The 20125-nt window shown below is 48.9% G+C and carries 17 protein-coding genes; 11 read left to right on the plus strand and 6 right to left on the minus strand.

The annotated features are described in order from the left end of the window. The first annotated feature begins 329 nt into the window (after positions 1-329). The 9 genes from JFT56_RS06700 (at position 330) to JFT56_RS06740 (ending at position 10635) form a co-directional block, all read left to right on the plus strand. On the plus strand, positions 330-1520 hold the full coding sequence (locus JFT56_RS06700) for a thiolase family protein (RefSeq protein ID WP_198782903.1): 1191 nt from the start codon (positions 330-332) through the stop codon (positions 1518-1520). A 130-nt stretch (positions 1521-1650) separates the two neighbouring features. After that, positions 1651-3150, plus strand: coding sequence for a CoA-acylating methylmalonate-semialdehyde dehydrogenase (locus JFT56_RS06705; RefSeq protein ID WP_198782904.1), 1500 nt, complete (start codon positions 1651-1653; stop codon positions 3148-3150). An 88-nt stretch (positions 3151-3238) separates the two neighbouring features. After that, positions 3239-4396, plus strand: coding sequence for an acyl-CoA dehydrogenase family protein (locus JFT56_RS06710; protein WP_007646873.1), 1158 nt, complete (start codon positions 3239-3241; stop codon positions 4394-4396). A 71-nt stretch (positions 4397-4467) separates the two neighbouring features. Continuing rightward, positions 4468-5241 carry an enoyl-CoA hydratase gene (locus tag JFT56_RS06715; RefSeq protein WP_198782905.1) on the plus strand — a complete coding sequence of 258 codons (774 nt, stop codon included), beginning with the start codon at positions 4468-4470 and terminating at the stop codon, positions 5239-5241. Next, positions 5241-6383 carry an enoyl-CoA hydratase/isomerase family protein gene (locus JFT56_RS06720; protein WP_198782906.1) on the plus strand — a complete coding sequence of 381 codons (1143 nt, stop codon included), beginning with the start codon at positions 5241-5243 and terminating at the stop codon, positions 6381-6383. The genes JFT56_RS06715 and JFT56_RS06720 overlap by 1 nt, the downstream gene beginning before the upstream one ends. Before the next feature lie 28 nt (positions 6384-6411). Next, positions 6412-7314: a 3-hydroxyisobutyrate dehydrogenase gene (gene mmsB / locus JFT56_RS06725; RefSeq protein WP_198782907.1), complete on the plus strand. Its 903-nt coding sequence runs from the start codon at positions 6412-6414 to the stop codon at positions 7312-7314. 24 nt (positions 7315-7338) lie between these two features. Then, on the plus strand, positions 7339-8097 hold the full coding sequence (locus JFT56_RS06730) for an SDR family oxidoreductase (protein WP_198782908.1): 759 nt from the start codon (positions 7339-7341) through the stop codon (positions 8095-8097). A 197-nt stretch (positions 8098-8294) separates the two neighbouring features. Next, positions 8295-8537 (plus strand): hypothetical protein, encoded by a 243-nt coding sequence (locus tag JFT56_RS06735; protein WP_198782909.1) that lies wholly within the window; start codon positions 8295-8297, stop codon positions 8535-8537. Positions 8538-8595: 58 nt separating this feature from the next. Further along, on the plus strand, positions 8596-10635 hold the full coding sequence (locus tag JFT56_RS06740; RefSeq protein ID WP_198782910.1) for a S9 family peptidase: 2040 nt from the start codon (positions 8596-8598) through the stop codon (positions 10633-10635). A gap of 125 nt (positions 10636-10760) precedes the next feature. Here the strand turns inward: JFT56_RS06740 and JFT56_RS06745 are convergent, their stop codons facing one another. After that, complete coding sequence (locus JFT56_RS06745) at positions 10761-11162, minus strand: MerR family DNA-binding protein (protein ID WP_198782911.1); 402 nt, start codon at positions 11160-11162, stop codon at positions 10761-10763. A gap of 142 nt (positions 11163-11304) precedes the next feature. Here JFT56_RS06745 and JFT56_RS06750 point away from each other — a divergent pair, with 142 nt between their 5' ends. After that, on the plus strand, positions 11305-13539 hold the full coding sequence (locus JFT56_RS06750; RefSeq protein WP_198782912.1) for a heavy metal translocating P-type ATPase: 2235 nt from the start codon (positions 11305-11307) through the stop codon (positions 13537-13539). Between the two features lie 207 nt (positions 13540-13746). Then, on the plus strand, positions 13747-15339 hold the full coding sequence (locus JFT56_RS06755; protein ID WP_198782913.1) for an ABC-F family ATPase: 1593 nt from the start codon (positions 13747-13749) through the stop codon (positions 15337-15339). Positions 15340-15622: 283 nt separating this feature from the next. Here the strand turns inward: JFT56_RS06755 and JFT56_RS06760 are convergent, their stop codons facing one another. The 5 genes from JFT56_RS06760 to JFT56_RS06780 form a co-directional block, all read right to left on the minus strand. Then, a complete protein-coding gene (locus JFT56_RS06760; RefSeq protein ID WP_198782914.1) occupies positions 15623-16156 on the minus strand; it encodes a lipocalin family protein in 534 nt (177 codons plus the stop codon). A 43-nt stretch (positions 16157-16199) separates the two neighbouring features. Further along, positions 16200-17102, minus strand: coding sequence for a DMT family transporter (locus tag JFT56_RS06765; protein WP_198782915.1), 903 nt, complete (start codon positions 17100-17102; stop codon positions 16200-16202). A gap of 220 nt (positions 17103-17322) precedes the next feature. After that, positions 17323-18330: a LamG-like jellyroll fold domain-containing protein gene (locus tag JFT56_RS06770; protein ID WP_198782916.1), complete on the minus strand. Its 1008-nt coding sequence runs from the start codon at positions 18328-18330 to the stop codon at positions 17323-17325. A gap of 60 nt (positions 18331-18390) precedes the next feature. Continuing rightward, positions 18391-19410: a sensor domain-containing diguanylate cyclase gene (locus JFT56_RS06775; RefSeq protein WP_198782917.1), complete on the minus strand. Its 1020-nt coding sequence runs from the start codon at positions 19408-19410 to the stop codon at positions 18391-18393. A 329-nt stretch (positions 19411-19739) separates the two neighbouring features. After that, positions 19740-20117 carry a DP-EP family protein gene (locus tag JFT56_RS06780; RefSeq protein WP_198782918.1) on the minus strand — a complete coding sequence of 126 codons (378 nt, stop codon included), beginning with the start codon at positions 20115-20117 and terminating at the stop codon, positions 19740-19742. Positions 20118-20125: the final 8 nt, after the last annotated feature.

A 20125-nucleotide genomic window follows, 5' to 3' on the forward strand; every position in this document is an offset into this window, starting at 1 on the left:
ATGGGCATGCATCAAGGTAGCTGGACATTCTACTGATGAAGTTGCCCATGTCACTCTAGCTTGGCTGCTATTGGATTGTGCTTCCTAGGGTCTTAGTACCATAGGGGGCGCTCTTTGCGAGTCAACACATGATATCAACTGACCCCCCCTCGTTTAATTGTTCTTTGCTGTAAATCCTTGCTGACATTTCCACCCGAGAAAATCTGCACATTAGACCAAGGAATACTTGCTTTACGTTCGCGTAAACGTCAGAGTGGTTTTAATGTCGATTTTATTAAACGTCCCGAGACTAGCACTAGGCTTAGTGGTCAATTTAGGTTGGAGTTTCCATGAGTACTGAACAGTTAAATCAAGATATCGTTATCGTTGCCGCTAAACGTACCCCAATGGGGGGATTTCAAGGTTGTTTGTCATCCGTAGCATCACCAGCCTTAGCGGCGACGGCGATCAAAGGCTTGCTAGCCGATACCCAATTGGCGGGTGAACATGTCGATGAAGTCTTGATGGGCTGCGTATTACCCGCAGGTTTAGGTCAAGCGCCTGCGCGTCAGGCAACCTTGGGGGCCGGATTGCCGCTGTCTGTCGGCGCGACGACAGTAAACAAGGTCTGTGGTTCAGGCATGAAGACTGTCATGTTAGCCCACGATTTGATTAAAGCGGGCAGTGCAAAAGTGGTGATCGCTGGCGGTATGGAAAGCATGAGCCAAGCACCGTATCTCTTGGATAAAGCCCGTAGCGGCATGCGTATGGGCCACGGAAAAATGCTCGACCATATGTTTTTAGACGGTCTTGAAGATGCCTACACGGGTGGCGCTATGGGGACTTTTGCCCAGAAAACCGCCGATGAATACGGCATTACCCGCGAGCAAATGGACGCTTTTGCCCTAAGCTCGCTCGAAAAAGCCAATGCGGCGATTAACTCGGGTGCCTTTAAAGCCGAAATTACCCCAGTCACTGTCAGTGACCGCCGTGGTGATGTGACTATCGATACCGACGAGCAGCCCGGTAATGCCCGCCCTGAAAAAATTCCAGCCCTGCGTCCAGCCTTTAGCAAAGACGGCACTATCACAGCGGCCAACTCTAGCTCGATTTCCGATGGTGCGGCGGCCTTAATGTTGACCTCCCGTGGCGAAGCTGAGCGTTTAGGTTTAACTGTGTTAGCGACCATTAAAGGTCACACTACCCACGCCCAAGAGCCTTCACTCTTTACCACTGCACCGGTTGGCGCTATGGCGAAATTGCTGGCTAATGTGGGTTGGTCAACGGATGAAGTGGATCTGTTTGAGATCAATGAAGCCTTCGCCATGGTGACTATGCTTGCCGTGTCTGAACTGGGTTTAGATATTGCTAAGGTTAACGTTAATGGCGGCGCCTGTGCCTTAGGTCATCCTATTGGCTGCTCGGGTTCACGTCTGCTGGTGACCTTAATCCATGCATTAAAAGCCCGCGGCCTTAAGCGCGGAGTTGCCTCGCTGTGTATCGGCGGCGGTGAAGCGACGGCAATGGCTATCGAGGTCTAATGGCTAAGATTTAGTTAAATCAACAAGGCTTAAATCAACAAGACGGGCTAGCAAGGGCAATCACTTCCCTTGAGGATAATCATAATATCGCACCGCTAGCCTATCACTCTACAAGGAAAAGGATTGCAACATGACCACACAAGTAAAGCATTACATTGACGGCGAGTTTATCCAAGGTACTGGCACATCACAGATTATTGTCACCAATCCCGCGAATAACTCGCCGATTGCCGTGATTAATGCCGCCACTAGCGATGAAGTTCACGCCGCGATTGCCAGCGCCAAAGCGGCCTTTAAAACCTGGAAAGAAGTGCCAGTGTCAGAGCGTGCGCGCGTCATGTTGCGTTATCAGCATCTGTTAAAAGAGCACCACGACGAGCTGGCGACCATTCTTGCAAAGGAAACTGGTAAAACCTTTGAAGATGCCAAGGGCGATGTATGGCGTGGTATCGAAGTTGCTGAACATGCTTGTAACGTGGCGTCATTATTGATGGGCGAAACCGTCGAGAACGTCGCGCGTTCAATTGATACTTACAGTTACACTCAACCACTCGGTGTGTGTGCGGGTATTACGCCATTTAACTTTCCTGCGATGATCCCGTTATGGATGTTTCCATTGTCGATTGCCTGCGGTAACACTTTCATTTTAAAGCCTTCTGAACAAGACCCTATGACGCCGCAGCGCCTGGTTGAGCTGTTTGTTGAGGCGGGTGCACCTAAGGGCGTATTGCAATTAGTGCATGGCGACAAAACTGCCGTAGATATTCTGCTGGCAGACCCTGCGATTAAAGCCATTTCCTTTGTCGGTTCTGTGGCTGTGGGTCAATATATTTATAAAACCGGTACAGATAACTTAAAACGCGTACAAGCCTTTGCGGGCGCAAAAAACCACTGCGTTATCATGCCAGATGCAAACAAACAGCAAGTGATCAACAACTTAGTTGGCGCTTCTGTGGGCGCGGCGGGTCAGCGTTGTATGGCGATTTCGGTTGCCGTGTTTGTTGGTGCCGCTAAAGAGTGGATCCCAGAATTAAAAGAAGCCTTAGCCAAAGTTCGCCCAGGTTTATGGGACGATAAAGAAGCGGGTTATGGTCCAGTTATCAGCCCTGCAGCTAAGGCGCGGGTGCTTAAACTTATCGCCCAAGGTAAAGCCGAAGGCGCCGAGTGTTTACTCGATGGCAGCGATTTTACCGTGGAAGGTTATGAATCCGGTAATTGGATTGGCCCAACCATGTTCGATAAAGTCACCACTGAGATGAGCATTTACAAGGAAGAAATCTTTGGCCCTGTACTCTGTTGTATGGAATCAGACTCCTTAGAAGCCGCCATCGAATTAGTTAACGCCAGCCCTTATGGCAACGGCACGTCTATCTTTACCGCTAGCGGTGCCGCTGCCCGTAAATATCAACATGAAATCGAAGTCGGCCAAGTGGGGATTAACGTGCCTATTCCTGTGCCATTACCTTTCTTCTCATTTACCGGTTGGAAGGGCAGTTTCTATGGCGATCAACATGCCTACGGTAAGCAAGCGGTGCGTTTCTATACCGAGACCAAGACCATCACTTCCCGCTGGTTCGAGTCCGATATCGCAGTAGCTTCAACGCCAAATATGAGCATTAACCTACGCTAAGCTCGGTGATTAATCGATAAACCACGGCGTCTTTACGGCGCCCAATTTATTCAATAAAAAAGTGACCACAGAGTCATAGGAGAGCCCAATGGATTTTAATTTCAACGATGACCAACGTCAGTTTGCCGATCTTGCGCGCCAGTTTGCCGCGGAAGAATTAACCCCGTTCGCCGCCAAGTGGGATGAAGAACATCATTTCCCCAAAGACGTGATCCAAAAAGCCGGTGAGCTAGGTTTTTGCTCTCTGTATTCGCCAGAATCCGAAGGTGGCATGGGCTTATCGCGCCTCGATGCCTCGATTATTTTTGAAGAACTTGCCAAGGGCTGCACCGCGACCACGGCCATGCTGACCATTCACAATATGGCGACTTGGATGGTGACGACTTGGGGCACTGAAACCCTGCGTCAGACTTGGTCTGAGCCGTTAACCACTGGGCAGATGTTAGCGTCATACTGTTTGACTGAGCCGGGCGCGGGTTCGGACGCTGCATCTTTGCAAACTAAAGCGGTGCGTGACGGTGATGAATATGTGATTTCAGGCTCGAAAATGTTTATCTCGGGCGCGGGCGCCACTGAGCTTTTAGTGGTGATGTGCCGTACGGGCCAAGCTGGACCTAAGGGTATTTCGGCGATTGCGATCCCGGCGGATGCCGCTGGCGTTATCTACGGTAAAGCCGAAGATAAAATGGGCTGGAATGCCCAGCCGACTCGCCAAATCACCTTTGAAAACGTGCGCGTGCCAGTAGCTAACTTGCTCGGTGAAGAAGGCCAAGGTTTTACTTTTGCAATGAAAGGCTTAGATGGCGGTCGTATCAATATCGCGACCTGTTCAGTGGGGACGGCGCAGGCGGCCCTTGAGCGTGCAACTCAATATATGAATGAGCGGCAGCAATTTGGTAAACCCCTGGCGGCATTCCAGGCGCTACAATTTAAGCTTGCCGATATGGCAACTGAGTTAGTGGCAGCCCGCCAAATGGTGCGCCTCGCGGCCTTTAAACTCGATAGTGGCGATCCAGAAGCCACGGCTTATTGCGCCATGGCGAAACGCTTTGCCACCGATGTGGGCTTTCAAGTCTGTGATGCGGCGCTGCAAATTCATGGTGGATATGGTTATATCAGGGAGTACCCGCTGGAACGTCATTTCCGCGATGTGCGCGTACACCAGATTTTAGAAGGCACCAACGAAATTATGCGCTTAATTATCGCCCGTCGTTTGCTCGATGAAAATGCAGGACAAATTCTGTAAATCTTCCCTTTCTATGGGAAGTTAGGATGTGGCGATAACACATTGGCAAAAACATAAAGGAGTCGATATAGATGGAATATTTAGTTGAACGTATCGAAGGCCATACGGCCATTCTGACGATGAATAATCCGCCAGCAAACACTTGGACCGCCGAGAGTTTGCAGGCACTCAAGGCTAAAGTGCTTGAGCTGAATGCCAATAAAGAGATTTATGCTTTAGTGCTTACGGGCCAAGGGCAAAAGTTTTTCTCCGCCGGCGCCGATTTAAAGTTGTTTAGCGACGGCGACAAAGGCAATGCGGCGACGATGGCAAAGCATTTTGGTGAAGCCTTTGAAACCTTAAGTCAATTCCGCGGTGTGTCGATTGCGGCGATCAACGGCTACGCTATGGGCGGCGGTTTAGAAGTGGCGCTCGCCTGTGATATTCGCATTGCCGAAATCCAAGCGGTAATGGCATTACCCGAAGCGACAGTCGGGTTATTACCCTGCGCGGGTGGCACTCAAAATCTGACTGCTTTAGTGGGCGAAGGTTGGGCTAAGCGGATGATTTTATGCGGCGAGCGTATCGATGCAACCCAGGCATTAAATTTGCGTTTAGTCGAGGAAGTGGTTGAAACGGGTGAAGCCCTCAATGCGGCTATTGCCCTTGCGGCGAAGGTGGCGAATCAGAGCCCGAGCAGCGTCACCGCCTGTAAAACCCTTATCCAAGCGGGCCGTAATATGCCGCGTAGCCAAGCCTTACCAATAGAGCGTGAATTATTTGTCGGGTTATTCGATACCGAAGATCAGGCCGAAGGCGTGAATGCGTTTTTAGGGAAACGTAAAGCCGAGTGGAGAAACCGCTAATGACCCATGCAGTAGAACAGGCCACGACCACACAAAATGTGGTGTTTCAGACCTTAGCCACCGCTTCTGGCAAGTTGATTGGAGTGGTGACACTCAATGTCGAAAAAGCCCTCAATGCCTTAGATTTAGGCATGGTGCGCGCGATGACGGCGCAGCTCAATCTGTGGAAGAAAGACCCCCTTATCGCCTGTATCGTTTTAGATGGTAGTGGTGAAAAGGCATTTTGTGCCGGGGGAGATGTGCGGGCACTGTACCATGCCTCCGTGGCGTCTAAGGGACAAGTGACTGAAGTCGCGAAAGTGTTCTTTGAGGAGGAGTATCGCCTCGATCATCTACTGCATACCTATGGCAAACCTGTGCTCGTATGGGGCGATGGTATCGTCATGGGCGGCGGCCTAGGTTTAATGGCGGGGGCGAGCCACAGAGTCGTGACCGAAACCTCGCGCATTGCTATGCCTGAGGTGACTATTGGCCTGTACCCCGATGTGGGCGGCAGTTATTTCCTCAATCGTATGCCGGGCAAAATGGGACTGTTTTTAGGACTCACCGCCTACCATATGAATGCGGCCGATGCCTGTTATGTGGGACTTGCGGATCACTATTTAAATCGCGATGACAAAGAACTGATGTTTGATGCCATGGCAACCTTAGATTGGAGCGATACGCCCGCGTTAAACCATCAACGCCTCGATAGCATGATCAACGAGCTGTCTAACCAAGTGAATATCCCTAAGGGCGATAGTTTACTGGCCGAGAGTCAAGAGATTATCGACCGGCTGATGGCGGGCAGCCTTGAGGATATCGTCGCGCGTATGTCGACGTTAGTGTCAGAGGATGCTTGGCTAATGAAGGCGCGGGATACTTTCCTCGCGGGTAGCCCTATCAGTTGGCACTTAGTGAATGTTCAAGCGCAGCTTGGCACTAAACTCAGCCTAGCCCAGTGTTTCCAATGGGAATTAACTGTCAGTGTCAATGTGTGTGCCCACGGTGATTTCTGCGAAGGCGTGCGGGCGCTGCTGATCGATAAAGACAGACAACCCCAGTGGCGCTTTAAGGATGTGCAAGCTGTGCCTACGGCCGTGCTTGAGCAAATATTGGCTTCCCCCTGGGGCGAGGCGCATCCTTTAAGCCAGTTAAGCTAAAAAGAGAACAGCACACAGGAGTGATGGTATGAGTACAGTAGCATTTATCGGTTTAGGTAATATGGGCGGCCCAATGGCGGCCAACTTGTTAAAAGCGGGCATGACGGTTCGGGTATTCGACTTAGTGCCCGAGGCGATGCAAAGCCTTGCCGACCAAGGCGCATTAGTGTCTACCACCGCCTGTGGCGCCGCGGCGGGCGCGAATGTGGTGATCACTATGTTGCCCGCGGGCAAGCATGTAAAAAGTTTATATCTTGGTAATGGCACAGATAAAGGCCTGCTCGAGGTGGTCGCTGGCGATACTTTGCTGATCGATTGCTCGACTATCGATGCCCAAAGCGCCCAGTTAGTGGCGGCCGAAGCGGCCAAAAGCGGCATCGAATTTATGGATGCCCCCGTTTCCGGCGGCACGGCAGGCGCAGCGGCGGGAACCCTAACCTTTATTTGTGGTGGCTCGGATACGGCATTTGAGCGCGCACAACCCGTACTGAACGCTATGGGTAAGAATATTTTCCACGCGGGCGGAGCCGGTGCGGGTCAAGTCGCTAAAATCTGCAATAACATGCTGTTATCTGTGCTGATGGTGGGCACTTCCGAGGCGCTGCAAATGGGGATTGACCATGGTCTCGATCCTAAAGTGCTGTCGGACATTATGAAGGTCAGCAGCGGCGGTAACTGGACGTTAGAGAAGTACAACCCATGCCCAGGTGTGATGGAGTCTGTGCCTTCTTCTAAGGGCTATCAGGGCGGCTTTATGGTAGATTTGATGGTTAAAGATCTCGGCCTGTCACAGGAAGCCGCATTATTGAGCAACTCCAGCACGCCAATGGGGGCACTTGCCCGTAGCTTGTATGTGAATCATGCGAGACAAGGTAATGGCCGCCGAGATTTTTCCAGTATTTTTGAGCAATTTGCACCACTAAAAAAATAGACATTAAAAACAAGGGATAACCAGATGGATTTAAAAGATAAGGTTGTCGTCATTACTGGCGGCGCGGGTGGTTTAGGCTTAGCAATGGCGCAAAACTTTGCCCAGGCGGGTGCTAAGTTGGCGCTTATCGATGTGGATCAAGAAAAACTTGAACGTGCCTGTGCCGATCTCGGTGCCACCACTGAAGTCCAAGGTTATGCGTTAGACATTACCGATGAAGAAGACGTAGTCGCAGGCTTTGCCTATATTCTCGAAGACTTTGGCCAAGTTAACGTGCTGGTTAATAATGCCGGTATTTTACGCGATGGCATGTTAGTCAAAGCCAAAGACGGTAAAGTGACTGACCGTATGTCATTTGAACAGTTCCAGTCGGTGATCAATGTCAACCTGACGGGCAGTTTCCTCTGCGGCCGTGAAGCAGCGGCGGCGATGATCGAATCCGGTCAAGCGGGCGTGATTGTAAACATTTCAAGCCTTGCCAAGGCGGGCAATATGGGCCAGTCAAACTACGCGGCCTCTAAGGCGGGCGTGGCGGCCATGTCGGTAGGCTGGGCTAAGGAACTGGCGCGTTACAATATCCGTAGTGCTGCGGTAGCTCCTGGAGTGATCGCCACCGAGATGACGGCAGCAATGAAGCCTGAAGCGTTAGAGCGGTTAGAGAAGTTGGTACCCGTTGGTCGTTTAGGCCATGCCGATGAAATCGCATCGACCGTACGCTTTATTATTGAGAACGACTATGTCAATGGGCGTGTCTTTGAAGTCGATGGCGGCATTCGCATCTAATGGGAATTCCCTACCGTTGTTAAGCAAAACCGAGTCTAGGCTCGGTTTTTTATTTATTGCTAATATATTGCTCGCCCTTGGTGGAATTTGCTTGCTGGAGTTGACATTTGGTTGTTAACCTTCAACAATCGCCAGCCACTTTTTTACATAAGTTTACAAACATGTTTAACGACATGATGATGGAGTTGATTATCTGAATGTCTTGGCAGGAAAAAGCCCTTTGGCTTGAGAAAATCACCAAACGTATGATGCTGATGGTCGGTATTTTAGGTGTGTTAGTGATCTACAGCGGTTTCTTTTTCCTCCTCTTTACGGGTCGTTCGCTGGCTGTCATTCCGTGGTTTTTCCTCGTGTCGCCTTGGATCTGCATTTATTTTGGTTTGACACAGGTGCAGCAGCTAAAAGTGTTAAATTGGTTTGTTCAAAAGTTTAAAAAATAGCCTAAAGGTACATTGAGATACCGCTGCGGTTGCTAACATGATCGAACTTGGGGAAAAAATGGAATTACGACGCTATTTTCCATATCTGTTAAGCCTAGTTTTACTGCTGCTTAATGGCTGTGAGCGTACGGATACACAGAGCTCATCCGCCAAGGAACATGGCGATAGAATTGTTGCTCCCTATGGTAGCTGGCAATCGCCCCTTTCTGCGGCAGAAGTCTTTGAACAGGTAGATGATATTGCCGAGTTACAGAGTGTGGGTGAGGCGATTTATTTTTCCGAGTCCAGCGGCAAAGCACAGGGTAAGGTTGGGATTAAACGCCTCGATAAATTTGCCAATGTCACTGAGGTGGTTCCCCCTGAGTTCAATGCTAAATCTGCGGTATATGAATATGGCGGCGCGGCATTCTTAGGCATAGGCCAGAGTCTGTTTGTGACCAAGCAGCAGGATCAGCTATTCTACCGTTTTGCCCCCAATCAACCTCCGTTTCCCTTAACTCCAAATGGCACGCGCCATGCCGATTGTATTTCCTATCCTAAGGGGTCACGCATTATCTGCGTACGGGAGGATCACCGCCAGTCAGGGGAGCCAAAGGCGAGCCTAGTCACTATCAATCTGAACTTTGCGGGTGAGGGGGATACCTTTGTCTCTGGCCATGATTTTATTACTTCCCCTCGGATTTCCCCCGATAACACTCAGCTTGCCTGGATCACCTGGGAACATCCCTATATGCCTTGGGATAACAGTGTGTTGTGGGTGGGGGATTTAGACCGTAAGGGCCAGTTGCGTCATGTCCGCAGAATAAACACCCCTAAAGACTCCTCCGTAACCCAGCCGCTGTTTAGCCCAGATGGTCAGCTTTATGTGGTATCCGATATCAATAATTGGTGGAATATCTACCGCGTCACGCCTGAGGGCTCGCTCGCGCCTGTGCTGGCTAAAAGCGCCGAGTTTGCCGTTCCCGATTGGCGCTTAGGGAATCATAATTACGCCTTTGAAAGCGCCAATACCTTGATTGCCAGTTATGTTGAAGGTAATCAGGCGGCGTTGATCCGCATACATTTAGACTCAGGATTAACCGAGTCTTTAGCGGTGGATTTTGCCGAAATAGCCCAAGTCGTGAAGGGGGAAAACGGCGTTTACTTTGTTGGCGCTAAAGCGACCCCTGAAAAAGGCATTTACCGTGTCGTTGGCCGTGGTACTGAGCTAGTCTACGCCCCAGCGCTGCCTAAACTGGATCCTAACTATGTGTCGCGGGCGAAAAATATTGCCTTCACGACGGGTAAACATCAGCAGGCCTATGGCTATTTTTATGGGCCCGTGAATCCAAATTATATTGCACCAAACGATACGCGCCCGCCGTTAATTGTCATGTTGCACGGCGGCCCGACGGCAAGGGCGAGCCTCGCCTATCGCAGTGATATTCAATTTTGGACCAGCCGCGGCTTTGCGGTGCTCGATTTAAATTTTCGCGGCAGCAGTGGTTTTGGCCGCGCTTACCGCCAGAGTCTCTATGGCAAATGGGGGCAGAGTGATGTGGAAGATGCGATCAACGCGGCCAAGTATTTAGTCGCTAAGGGCTGGGTTGACGGCAGCAAATTGGCGATCCGTGGGATCAGCGCGGGTGGTTTGACTGTGATGTCATCCTTGGCTTTTTACGATGTCTTCCAAGCTGGGGTGAGCTATGAGGGGATCAGCGATTTTGAACAACTTGCCAAAGGCACCCATAAGTTTGAGACGGGTTATTTAGACCAACTGATTGGCCCCTATGCTGAAAATAAAGCCCGCTACCGTGAGCTATCGCCTTTTTACCATCTAGAGGGACTCAATGAACCTTTGCTTATCTTTCAAGGGCTAAGAAATAAGATAGTGCCGGCGCAGCAATCGCGGCAAATATATGAGGCGCTTAAAGCAAAGGGTGTACCTACGGCCTATATAGGTTATGAGGATGAGCCCGATGAGGGCAGAACGCCAGAGCATAAGGCGGCGGGGTTAGAAACCGAATTGGCTTTCTATGGCAAAGTATTTGAATTTACCCCGGCGGGTAAGCTACCAAAACTTGTGCTGGATAATGCATCTGCACTGCGACGCAGATAAATGCGTCAAACTAAAATAATACTAACAAAGGCTTGTGAATGGGTTGACGGTTTATGCCCTCGCTTTTTATCGCCTAAATGTACGGCCTAGATTTACGGCTTAGCTTTACGGATTAGGCTCATTGTTTAGGTTGATTGCTTAGGCTCATGGTTTAGGCAATCGATTATCGCGCAGTGGGGTTGTGTTCCCCCTTGGCACTCGTTCACCATCTGCTGTAACTGTGCCCTCAGACTGTGTAGCTTCAAAATTTGTTGCTCGACATAGTCAAGGTGGCTGCGGGTCAGTTGCTTCACATCCTCGGCATTGCGACTCTCGTTATTCCTTAATTCCAGCAGTTGTTTACAGTCCTCTAGGCTAAAGCCGAGATCGCGGCATTGGTGTACAAATTTAAGGGATTCAATATCCCGCTGACGATAGACGCGATATCCCGCTTCATTTCGACCACCGCAGACCAAACCAATATCGTGATAATAACGGATACTCTTAACGCTTAAGCCCGTCTGTTTTGCCACTTCGCCTATCTTCATTTTGATATACCTATTGTTGATACACCTGTTTTTTACGCACATATAGTGTAAAGGTGAACTGCTGATAATTCATCCTTGACTCTCCCACGGTGGGAGACTCTATCTTAAGACTATCCGGTTTAAGTTCAACCAAGGAATATCCATGTCTCAGATAAAACTCTATGTCGCCAATATGAATTGTGCTGGCTGTGTGGCCAAAATTGAAAAGACGTTTGCCGCCCAGCAGGGTATCGAAGCTAGGGTCAATCTCGCCGATAAGCAAGTCACAGTAAAAGGTGCAATGAGCACAGATACCGCATTGGTGCTGATGGCAAATGCGGGCTATCCGGCGCAGGTGGTTATCGATGCTAAGGCTGCTGCAGAGGAAAAGCGGCGAGAAGATGCGGCCGAGTATCGGCTGCGGATGCGCCAAGCGCTAGCGGCACTGGCGGTCGGCGTGCCTATGATGCTCTGGGGATTACTGGGCGGTGAGATGATGATCAATAGCCCTAGCATGCAGTTAGGCTGGGGCATTATGGGCTTAGTTACGCTGGCACTCTTGGTCGGCACAGGGCGCCATTTCTATCAAGGAATGTGGCGCGCGCTTAAGGCTAAAACCACCAATATGGACACCTTGATCGTGCTGGGGACGAGTACGGCATGGGCCTATTCCATGCTGGTGGTCTTGATCCCAACGGCATTCCCCATGGATACCCGCCATGTGTATTTTGAGGCGAGTGTGATGATCTTAGGTCTGATTAACCTAGGCCATGCCCTCGAGCTTAAGGCGCGGGGTAAAACCAGTGAAGCCGTGCAGCGTTTACTCGGCCTGCAATCTTCTACCGCTATCCGCATTGGGGAAAAGGGCGATGAAGAGGTTGAAATCGATCAGCTTAAACTGGGGGATAAACTGCGTTTACGCCCAGGAGACAGAGTCGCTTTAGATGGGGTGGTGGAGTCGGGACAATCACTGCTAGATGAAGCCATGCTCACGGGTGAACCTATTCCCGTGCCTAAAAATATCGGTGATAGCCTCAGTGCAGGCACTGTCAACGGCAATGGCAGCTTAGTGTATCGGGTGACAGCTGGGCTTAAGGATACGCGGCTTGCGAAAATTATCACCTTAGTGCAGGAGGCGCAAACATCGAAGATGCCCATTGGCCGACTGGCGGATAAGATCTCGGCGGTATTTGTGCCGAGTGTGGTGGTGATTGCGCTGCTGGCGGCGGCAATATGGTACATTGTTGGCCCCGCTCCCGCTTTAAGTCACGCACTCGTGGTGCTGACCAGTGTACTTATCATTGCATGCCCCTGCGCCCTAGGGCTAGCAACACCCATGTCAATCATGGTGGCCGTGGGCCGCGCCGCACAGATGGGCGTATTGGTTAAAAATGGTGAAGCCCTACAGAGCGCCAGCCAAGTCGATTGTGTGGTGCTCGATAAAACCGGCACTGTGACACTCGGTAAACCCCAAGTGACGGATGTGAATTGGTTATCTGTAATGGCTGAAGAGGAACAATTATCCCTACTCGGCGCGATTGCGAGCCTAGAGCAGCACTCCGAACATCCACTGGCGAGTGCGATTGTCCATTATGCCAAGCAATCCTTAACCCTATTGCCAGAGACGCAAGCCTTCACTAACCATCAAGGTAAAGGGATTGAGGGACAAGTGGATGGCGTTACTCTGCTGGTGGGCAACCTTGCCCTGATGATGGCATTTAATGTGGTCGAAGAGGATGGCTCTGGATTAGATATTGAGGCGACATCACACTTTGCTAAACAAGGTAAAACGCCTATCTATGTGGCCAAAGCGGGCAAGTTAGTGGCCACTATCGCCCTTGCCGATCCGATTAAGCCCGATGCCAAAAGTGCGATCGAGGCTATGCAGCAACAGGGGATCCGTGTGGTGCTATTAACGGGGGATAATCCGTTAACGGCGCAGGCCGTTGCCGATAGCGTCGGCATTACCGAAGTGATAGCCGGCGTATTACCCGAGCAAAAACAGCAACATATTAAAGCATTGCAACAACAGGGGCACAGGGTTGCCATGGTCGGGGATGGCATTAACGATGCGCCGGCCTTGATGAGCGCCGACGTCGGCATTGCCATGGGATCGGGTACTGAGGTGGCGATTGAGAGCGCCGATATGACGCTGCTCTCCCATCAGTTGATAGTGATTGCTAACTTATTGGCCCTGTCGCGGGCGACCATTACCAACATTAAGCAGAATCTGTTCGGTGCCTTTGTGTATAACAGTTTAGGTATTCCGGTGGCGGCGGGCGTGCTTTATCCACTAACGGGCATGTTGTTAAGCCCTGTGATTGCTGGCGCGGCGATGGCCTTATCTTCGCTTACCGTGGTAACCAACGCCAATCGTTTAAGGAAACAGCAGTTGTAGCCTCAGCCTTGACGCAGATCCGATTTGGATTTCGCCGCCATGACAAGGCGTTGCAGGGGAGAAGGATGAGGCCTTTTTAGTTGATAATTTAGCCCAAACTGCTATAGTGCCACGTTTATTTTTACCCCCTCAGGCTGGTGGAAATTGGTTTATGCTTATTTGCACTGCCAATAATCTGGCCAACATTACTCGATTTGGAAGTTCATTTTGATCACAACAGCGAATATCACCATGCAGTTTGGCTCTAAGCCACTGTTTGAAAACATCTCAGTTAAATTTGGCGGCGGTAACCGTTACGGTCTTATCGGTGCAAACGGCTGCGGTAAATCAACCTTCATGAAGATCCTTTGCGGTGATCTAGAGCCAAGCAGCGGTAACGTATCTTTAGACGTGAACGAGCGTCTGGGTAAACTAAGCCAGAACCAATTCGGTTATGAGGAATACACCCTGATCGACACAGTGATCATGGGCCACCGTGAGCTGTGGAAGGTAAAACAAGAGCGCGACCGAATTTATTCACTGCCAGAAATGAGCGAAGAAGACGGCATTGCCGTGGCAAACCTTGAGATGGAATTTGCCGAGATGGACGGTTACACCGCCGAATCCCGTGCGGGCGAGTTGTTGCTCGGTGTGGGTATTGGCATTGAAAGCCACTTTGGTTTGATGTCTGAAATCGCCCCAGGTTTAAAACTGCGGGTTTTGCTTGCTCAAGCCCTGTTCTCTGACCCAGATGTACTGCTGCTCGACGAACCAACCAACAACTTGGACATCGACACCATCCGCTGGTTACAGGACGTATTGAACCAACGCGACAGTACCATGATCATCATTTCCCACGACCGTTACTTCCTAAACTCAGTCTGTACCCATATGGCGGACTTAGACTACGGTGAGCTGCGCGTTTACCCAGGTAACTACGACGAATATATGCAAGCGGCCACCCAGGCACGCGAGCGTTTAATTGCGGATAATGCGAAGAAAAAGGCTCAAATTTCTGAGCTGCAAACCTTCGTTGCACGTTTCTCCGCTAACGCTTCTAAGGCAAAACAAGCGACTTCCCGCGCCCGTCAAATCGACAAAATTAAGCTGGATGAAGTCAAAGCCTCTAGCCGCGTGAACCCCTTTATTCGTTTCGAACAGGAAAAGAAACTGTTCCGCAACGCCTTAGTGGTTGAAAACTTAACCAAAGGTTATGGCACGCCCCTATTTAAAGATTTGAATCTGATCGTCGAAGTGGGCGAGCGTATTGCGATTCTAGGTGAAAACGGGGTGGGTAAAACGACCCTGCTGCGCACCTTAATCCATGATATTCCACAGGATGAAGGCCATATTCAATGGTCCGAAAACGCCAACATTGGCTACTACGCCCAGGATCACGAGTCTGATTTCGCGAACGACATGACTTTATTCGAATGGATGAGCCAGTGGCGCAAACCCGAAGATGACGATCAATCTGTCCGTGGCATTTTAGGCCGTATGTTATTTGGCGCCGACGACATTAAAAAGTCCGTTAAAGTGCTGTCGGGTGGTGAGAAGGGCCGGATGTTATTTGGCAAGCTTATCATGCAAAAAGCCAATATTCTGATGCTCGACGAACCGACTAACCATATGGATATGGAATCTATCGAGTCATTAAACAACGCCTTAGAAAAATACGAAGGAACACTGTTGTTTGTGAGTCACGATCGCGCATTTGTATCGTCATTGGCAAACCGTATCCTTGAAATCACCCCTAATGGCGTGAATGACTTCAAGGGCACCTACGATGAATTCCTTGCCAGCAAGGGCATCGAAGGCTAATCAGTTACTTTAAGTATTAAACTTTAAGTATTAAATTGCCTTACGTGTTTACAAACCCTGTTTGAATAAAACGCCGCTCAAATTGAGTGGCGTTTTTGTTTAGGGAGTTTGCCCTAACTAACTGATCATAAATATGTTACATCGCAGGGTATCGCACGCAGACACGCCATCAACTCTTCTGAAGGCTCCACCGCGCCATCCTTGGCGCAGAGGGCCTGCTTACCGATATCCTGCTCGCCCTATAAAGTGCTCTACTATTGGAAACGGTTTCCTAGATGAGCGACTATTGCTTTACCTCGGCGGCTTTTTGCTCGACATAAATCAGGCTGTTGGTATCAAAGCCGCGGGCGCTCGCCATCTCGACAAATTGCTGAATTACCTCGGGGGATACCGTTGGGGTTCTGGCTAAAAGCCATAAATAATCCGTATCCGGCCCTGAGATAAAGGCGTATTGGTAATTTTGTTGATCGAGCCCGAACACCACATAGGCGCCATAAAATGGCCCAAAGAAGGAGACTTTTAAGTAGGCTTCATTCTCACCATTCACAAAATAGGCTTTACCTTCAGCCTCTTTCCATTCCTGTTTAGCGGCGGAATAACCCCGATTAATCACCTTAACGCCGCCATCGGGCTTAAGGCTGTATTCGGCGGTGACTTGGGTTAAGCCGCGTTCGAAAGAGTGGTCAAGCCTCGCTATCTCGTACCATTTGCCTAAGTAGCGGTCGAGTTCAAAATCCTTAACGGGTTCGACATAGTTGGGCATTCCTAGGCAGCCTGTCAGGACCAAGGCGCTGAGCATTAAGAGTAGTTTTTTCAAGTGCGGCTCCTATCTATAAGGTTTAGTTTATTATACTCATCAATTAATTATGGCAAGCCGAGGGATCTTCTGTGCTTTTTAGGGCTTTTCTCTGACTTAGCCAACCTTGAGTTATGCCAGCCAGAATAATCAATCCAACACCGCACAGCTGCTGCGCCGTTAAGGCCTCATTAAATAGCCACCATGCCAGCGCCACCACTACGACAGGTTCTACATAGGAGAGTGTGCCATAGGTGACAGAGGGCAGTTGGCTTAGGGCTTTTACCGCAAATAAAATCGCTAAAAATCCCGGAAAGAATCCAATGGCGAGTAGCCAAGCAAATTGATTAAGGCTTGGCAGCAATGGCGTGGTTAACACTAAGGGCAGCAGGCATAAAGCGCCAACACTTAACTGTACGAGCGTGCTTTGGTAGGGCGAGGCCGCGCTGGGTTTTCGATTGATTAAGATAAAGCCGCTATAGGTCAATAACGACAGTAAAGCATAAAAATATCCCAATATTTCAGAATCATATAGCGACTGGCTCGATGTCATAGGCAGCATTAATATAAAGCCCGCTAAGGCGAGTACCACGCTTGCCATACTGAATCGGTTGAGTCTTTCATTAAACACAAAGTGCGCAAATACCGAAGACACCACAGGCGCGAGGTAGATAATCATAATCACGGTTGCCATCTGGGTGTACTGAATGGCTTCAATATAAAAGGCCATAAATCCCGCGAGCATAGCGCCATTAATCAAGGTTCGTTTGCTGGGCCTATGGTGGATCTCCTGCCGCTTGCCGTTAAACACCATGTAAGCGGTTAAAAACAAGGCACCAAAGAGTAAACGATAAAAGGTAATATGTTCGGCGGGCAGGGCTGCAAAGCGTGCGAATACGCCAATAGTGCCCATTAAGGTGGCAGCCAATAGGGCAAAAATTAAGGCCAAAGCGGGGGGCGGATTCATGTGTCACCTTTAGCGTGCGATTGCGTACCGTAGAAGTATCCCAAGGAGTAAGGACGCTGAGTTTGCCCTAAAATACGCCACTAGGCTAGAGAGGTATTAGATTGCACTGTGGTTACTGTGGTTACTGTGGTTACTGTGGTTACTGTGGTTACTGTGGTTACTGTGGTTATAGTGCTAGTGCTAAAGGCCACTTATGCCATTAATGATAAGGGGATCTTTGTTATCGACGATATAAGGGGCGCGCCTGTTCACTTCTAGTTTCACTGATACGAATTTCGGCGATTAATCGACTCGGGGTTGATTGGCTGATAAAACAATCAAAGGTCAGTTCATTAGCGAGCTGCAAATGAACATGGGAACGTTTCGGGGTGAGGGATTTTAATATATCAAAAGTTAATTCAATATCGGGTTTTTCTTCGGTAATATAATTTGCTTGATAAATAAAGTGTGGCCACGTTTGATTGTTTGACTCAATGATATAAGCGCAGCGCTCATTGGCGGGAATGCTATTGGGGAGTTGTTTATTAAAGTTGTTCGTGTTTAAGGCGTTTTTGATAAATTGATATTCGGTATCGTTAAAAATAATCAGCATCACTTCCTGTCTTACTGAATAAAGCGGGTTTAAATCGATATTCATTTTTGACTGTTTATCTGAATAGGTATAAAGATTATTATCAGTGATGGAGTCTTGAACATATGGCTGCCGATAATAGTCTAAGATTTGATTATCCGTTAAGCAGTTTTCAATTAAACTGATATTCGTGATTTCACCATCGAACAAGGCTATTTCAGTACATATGGCTTTTAATGTATTTTGAACCGTCAAAGGAGTAATTTGCTGCTGAAGCTCGATTTCATCGCCATCTATATAGCATTTTAGCTTATGGTATTGATAGCTGATGGATAATAAATGCCAATAATCATCATTGAATTCACCAGGAATTGATACCATTTCAATAGATAATAACCGACTATTAACGACAGATTCAATATGGCCCTGTGCATTAAGCTTGACCATAAAACCGGTATGATTAAACTCACAAAAATATTGAAAGACCAGCCCCCCATGCGAAGTTTTTATCCAAGCTTGAAAGGTGAAAACATCGAGTGTCCCCGTGCCTAATAGGCGTGTTTTAGCCGTATTGTCTGGCGTCTCTTGCGCTATTTCTCGAGATACATCCTGAGTTAAGCTATTCGAGCCAGCATATAAGGTTTTTGAGGTTTTCATGGGCGATATCCTTGGGTTATGTCATCCATAACCCTTTGGCTTTATTTCCGATAAATACCATCACAGGGAGGCATTAATTCTATCGCGGCCATCGGCCTTAGCACGGTAAAGGGCCGTATCGGCGGCGCACAGCATGGCGAGTGAGGTGCGAAATTGCCCATTAATTTCGCTCGCAATGCCTTGGCTGGCACTCACTGAGACATAATCCCTGAGTCCTTGATCGCTAAAGCGAATGTTATTAATGCCTTGCTGGATTTTTTGCGCAATAGTGAGTGCCATTTTGGCATTATGATTGGGCAGGATCAGCGCAAACTCTTCGCCGCCGTAGCGAGCCGCAAGGCCAATTTCGATAGGCACAATATCCGCGATGACTTTGGCAATTTTTCTAAGGCATTCATCACCTTGGATATGACCAAACTGATCGTTAAACACCTTAAAGTAATCCACATCGATAATGACCACGCTAATGGGGCGCAGTTTGGCGGTGCATTCTTCCCAATGTTGTTGCAGCATTTCATCGAAATAACGGCGGTTGGCCAGCTGGGTGAGGGAATCCGTGGCGGCGAGTTTGCGCAGTTTTTGGTTTTCCACCTTATGTTGAGTTAAATCGTGCATCACCATCACAAACAATGGTTCATGGCTTGGAATATAGGAGACAGAGAGTTCGATGTCCTTTGCCTTACCGGAGGCGCTGATCAAGGTCATTTCCTTCGCGGGGTGTTGCACTGGCTGACCGCAGTTTTTACCCAATTGGATATCGTGACTGAGCAGATTGTCATAATGGGCTTGGTGGTGCTCGGTTAAAAAATTGCGCCAATCTTGGCCCTTTAAGCTGACCTGTGGACAATCGAGTAGCTCGGCACTGCGCTGATTGCACGAACGGATAAAACCGTTGGCATTCACTAGGATCACTGGCTCGGTTAAATGTTGAATAAAGAGCTCAATGGTCTCGAGGGAAGAATGCTCGAAAAAGTTCAGCGGTAGCTCGGCAGCCTTTGCATGCTGAGTTGCGGGCAATGCAGCATCATCGACAATGGATAAGGCGGGTTGTTGGCGTGCCAGTTTCGGTGAGTTTGTCATTGTTATCTTTCTCCGTGAACTTTAATCATCTGCGCTAGGCGCTTTTCTGAGGATGACTTTATTCTGGCGGAAGAAAAGATACCTTCTGCTTACCTTCTGGTTTAACTTATTGTTTATAAATGAATAAAAAATTAGTTTTTCGAGCGGTTTGGGTCGTATTCACGCCTATTCGGTGCGATTTATTTAATGTTAAGGCGAAATAACGCACAAATTTGTGAAGAGGAATTGGTAGAACAGGCCTAGTAACTTGCTTTATGGAGTGTTGGATAGGGGGTTGAAGGGAATGTGGAGAGGGAAAAAGGGGACAGGATTAACTGTCCCAATAATTTTTACACTTCAGGGCGATTTACTACCTGTGGGTCCGGGCTAAGTAACAACAGCGTGTTTGTTGTATTACTTAAAACAAACTGGAATTTGGTTGTACCTAGAGTTTTGTCTAAATCGAGTAGTTGAATTAAAGAACCGTCACTGCTTAGTGTTACTGCATCAACAATATGATCGAAGGGGGTTTGGAATGCAGCACCAATAAATTTTAGTCCTTGATTTGTTTTGTCAATGAGTTGATAGGTGATTGTCCCATTCTGCGTGACAACTACGTTGCCACAACATGGTGTATCGTCAAAGTTAAAATACTGGAATGATGGAACATCATTATCTAGAGTTACGACAACTTTATACAGATTGGCTATTCCAGATGTTTGTGACATTTTAGTTC

The sequence above is a fragment of the Shewanella putrefaciens genome (genome assembly GCF_016406305.1).
Lineage (GTDB): Bacteria > Pseudomonadota > Gammaproteobacteria > Enterobacterales > Shewanellaceae > Shewanella > Shewanella putrefaciens_C.